Source organism: Verminephrobacter aporrectodeae subsp. tuberculatae At4 (genome assembly GCF_000193225.1).
In the GTDB taxonomy this organism is placed as follows: Bacteria; Pseudomonadota; Gammaproteobacteria; order Burkholderiales; family Burkholderiaceae_C; genus Acidovorax; species Acidovorax aporrectodeae.
The window spans coordinates 1-3,426 of sequence record NZ_AFAL01000456.1; the positions used below are offsets into that span (position 1 = coordinate 1).

The 3,426-nt window shown below is 68.9% G+C and carries 4 protein-coding genes and 1 pseudogene; 1 reads left to right on the forward strand and 4 read right to left on the reverse strand.

Translation table 11 applies throughout. The annotated features are described in order from the left end of the window. Positions 1-253 (forward strand): 3-keto-5-aminohexanoate cleavage protein (locus VTU_RS27450; RefSeq protein ID WP_010105507.1); only part of this gene is annotated, 253 nt, incomplete at its 5' end. Between the two features lie 57 nt (positions 254-310). Here VTU_RS27450 and rlmD read toward each other — a convergent pair. The 4 genes and pseudogenes from rlmD to VTU_RS31690 form a co-directional block, all read right to left on the reverse strand. Beyond that, the gene (rlmD, locus tag VTU_RS0114870) at positions 311-1,777 is read right to left on the reverse strand and encodes a 23S rRNA (uracil(1939)-C(5))-methyltransferase RlmD (RefSeq protein ID WP_029554433.1); all 1,467 of its coding nucleotides are present in this window, start codon (positions 1,775-1,777) and stop codon (positions 311-313) included. Then, the gene (locus tag VTU_RS31680) at positions 1,774-2,130 is read right to left on the reverse strand and encodes a hypothetical protein (protein WP_081479842.1); all 357 of its coding nucleotides are present in this window, start codon (positions 2,128-2,130) and stop codon (positions 1,774-1,776) included. The genes rlmD and VTU_RS31680 overlap by 4 nt, the downstream gene beginning before the upstream one ends. A gap of 74 nt (positions 2,131-2,204) precedes the next feature. Continuing rightward, positions 2,205-3,070, reverse strand: a pseudogene (gene htpX, locus VTU_RS31685) (protease HtpX). 200 nt (positions 3,071-3,270) lie between these two features. After that, a partial coding sequence (locus VTU_RS31690; protein WP_010105512.1) for a helix-turn-helix domain-containing protein occupies positions 3,271-3,426 on the reverse strand: 156 nt, incomplete at its 5' end.

The window sequence follows — 3,426 nt, forward strand, 5'->3', positions numbered from 1 at the left end:
CCCGCAAGCGCCCTGGCAGGCGACGCTCATCGGGCGCGCGGAAATCTGGCCCCTGCACCAGCGCGTGGCGGAAGTCGGAGGCCATCTGCGCAGCGGTCTGGAAGACACTTTCTACCTGCCGGACGGCAGCAAGGTGGCGTCCAACGGCCCGCTGATCGAGCAATTGGCGCAATGCGCACGGGCTGCGGGCCGCGAGGTCGCGAGCGTGTCGGAAGCACGCGCCATGCTGGGTCTGGCAGCTGCGCTGGCATAACGCAGCGAACTGGGCGAGGGGGGCTCCGCGTTCGGACCCCAGGCCCGTCAGCGCGTCTCAGCCCCGCTGAAACACCGCCATGCTCTCGACGTGGGCCGTGTGCGGAAACATGTTCACCATGCCCGCCGCGACGCAGCGGTAGCCCGCCAGATGCACCAGCAGCCCCGCGTCGCGCGCCAGCGTGGCGGGGTTGCAGCTCACGTAGACGATGCGCCCGGGCGGCGTCCAGCCCTCGGCGCCAGCGGGCAGCGGCGCTGCGCCTTCGGCGCCGATGCGCGACTGCTCGATGTCGGCCAGCGCCCTGACCAGGGCCAAAGCGCCCTCGCGCGGCGGGTCCAGCAGCCATTTGTCGGCTGCGCCGTCGGCTATCAGCGTTGCGGGGGTCATCTCGAACAGGTTGCGCGCAACGAAGCGCGTCGCCGCCAAGGCCCTGCGGTTCTGCGCTGCGCCCCGATTCAGGGCGTAGTTTTCGTGGCAGCGGGCCACCAGCGCCGCGCTGCCCTCGACGCCCAGCACCTCGCGCGCCTGCGTTGCCAGCGGCAGCGTGAAGTTGCCCAGGCCGCAGAACCAATCGATCACGCGCTCGTGCGCCTGCACGTCCAGCAGCCGCAGCGCGCGCGCGACCAGCACCCGGTTGATGTGCGGGTTCACCTGCGTGAAGTCCGTCGGCCTGAACGGCATGCTGATGCCGAAGTCGGGCAGGGCATACGCGAGCGGCTCGCCGTCCGCGTCGAGGGGCTGCACGGTGTCGGGGCCCTTGGGCTGCAACCACCATTGCACGCCGTGCCCGGCCGCAAAGGCGCGCAGCCGGCCCATGTCGTCCGCGCTCAGCGGCGCCAGATGGCGCAGCACCAGCGCCGTCACCCGGTCACCGCAGGCGAGTTCGATCTGCGGACAGGTGTCGCGGGCGTCCAGCGCAGCGATCAGTGCACGCAGCGGCATCAGCAGGGCATCCACATGCGGCGGCAGCACGGGGCAATGCGCCATGTCGGCCACGTAGTGGCTCTTGCGCTCATGAAAGCCCACCAGCACCGTGCCCTTCTTGAACACATGGCGCACGGACAAGCGCGCGCGGTAGCGGTAGCCCCAGGCCGGGCCTTCGATGGGGCGCAGCAGCATCTCTGCCCGGACCTTGCCCAGGTGCCAGAGGTTGTCTTCCAGCACCCGCTGCTTGACGGCCACCTGGGCGCCCATGTGCAGATGCTGCATCTTGCAGCCGCCGCAGGCCCCGGTATGCAGGCCAAAGTGCGGGCAGCCGGGGCGCACGCGCTGCGACGATTCGCGGTGGATCGCAATCAGGCCAGCCTGCTCCCAGTGGTTCTTCTTGCGCAGGGGGTACGTGCTGACCAACTCGGACGGCAGGGCACCATCAATGAATACGACCTTGCCGTCGGGCCTGCGGGCCACGCCTTGGGCGTCGAGGTCCATGGACTCCACCCGCAGCCAGCCCTCGGGCAATGCATCCGCTTGCGCTGCGCCGTCCTGTGCGCAGAGTTCCACCGTGGGGAATGGCGCCGCGCTCATCCTCCGGTTCCCTGCGGTCCGGGAGCGCAACCGCCTTGGCCACGGCAGCCGCGCTGTGTGGGCTGCGTGCGTGCAGGGCGCATGTGCGCCGTCGCCGGCTCCGGGAGGGCAGCCAGGGGCAGTTTGTTCATGGTGCTTGTGCAGTTGTGATCGTCGGGCGAGAAAACCAGGGCCGCGCCCGGGGCCACGCGGGGCAAGGTCTCGTGCAGCGGGCGGGACATATCGACCGGCGGCTCGGACGCGCGGTACACGACCTCCTTGTCGGGGCCGTACACCACGTAGCACGAGGCGATGGCCAGCGGGCCGAAAAGGGCCGCTGCCAGGACCGCGGCAGCGCAGGGGAGGGCGGGCATGGTGTCGTTCCTGAAGCGCATGTTTCTGCCGGGGATTATGCAGGGGCCATCCCGGCGGCTGCGGGAACGCGCGCTCAGCCTTGCAGCGCGGCGATGCGCTCCTCGATGGGAGGATGGGTGCTGAACAGCTGGCCGATACCGCCGGCAATGCCCATGGCGGCGAGGCTCTTGGGCAGTTCCGCGGGATGCACGCCCCCAGGCGGGCCAGGGCGTTGATCATGGGCTGGCGGCGGCCCATGAGTTGGGCGGCGCCTGCGTCCGCGCGGAACTCGCGCTGGCGGCTGAACCAGGCCACGATCATGGCGGCGATGAAACCCAAAATGATGTCGAGCACGATGGTCGTCACGTAGTAACCGATGCCGGGGCCCGAACTGTTTTCATTGCCCCTGCGCAGAAAGCTGTCTATCGCGTAGCTGATGACGCGCGACAGGAACACCACGAAGGTGTTCATCACGCCCTGGATCAGCGCCATGGTGACCATGTCGCCATTGGCCACGTGGGCGATTTCGTGGCCGATCACGGCCTCGACTTCGTCGCGTGTCATTGCCTGCAGCAGGCCGGTGGACACCGCCACCAGCGCCGAGTTCTTGAACGCTCCGGTGGCGAAGGCGTTGGGTTCGCCTTCGAAGATTCCGACTTCGGGCATGCCGATTCCGGCCTGGCCGGCAAACTTGTGCACGGTCTCGACGATCCAGCGTTCGTCGGGCGACCCCGAGCCGTCGATCAGGCGCACGCCCGCGCTCCACTTGGCGATGGGCTTGCTGATGAGCAACGAGATGAACGCGCCGCCAAAGCCTATCAGCAGCGCGTAGACCAGCAACGCGCCCAGGTTCAGACCGTTCGCCGTGAGGTAGCGGTTCACGCCCAGCAGGCTCGCGACCACCCCGAGCACGGTGACGATGGCCAGATTGGTCAGCACAAATAGCAGGATCCGTTTCATGGGTTCTCCGTGGGGTAAGACAAGGAAATGGCTGTTCGTCCATCCAGATGGGGCCCTGGCGCCGCGCTTCAAGCGGCTCGGGCGCGGCCCCCGATTGTCCAGCTTCCGGCGCTGCGGCTATCCGCGGGTCTTGCGCGCGCCCGGCAGGGGCCCCGCAGCCCTTGGATGGTGGCGGGCCGCTTGGGCGCCGATGGCCGTTTTCAGGCCTCGTCCGGGGCGTCGAGCCCGAGTTCCTGAATTTTGCGTGTGATGGTGTTGCGCCCGATTCCCAGCCGCTGCGCGGCCTCCATGCGGCGGCCATGGGTGGCTGTCAGCGCGGTGCGGATCAGGCGCGACTCGAAGCGCCGCGTGAGCGC

What these genes read in the sequence shown, in the direction of transcription:
- VTU_RS31680 (WP_081479842.1), bottom strand. Translation starts at nt 2,130, where the DNA reads ATGCCCGCCCTCCCCTGCGCTGCCGCGGTCCTGGCAGCGGCCCTTTTC.
- rlmD (WP_029554433.1), bottom strand. Translation starts at nt 1,777, where the DNA reads ATGAGCGCGGCGCCATTCCCCACGGTGGAACTCTGCGCACAGGACGGC.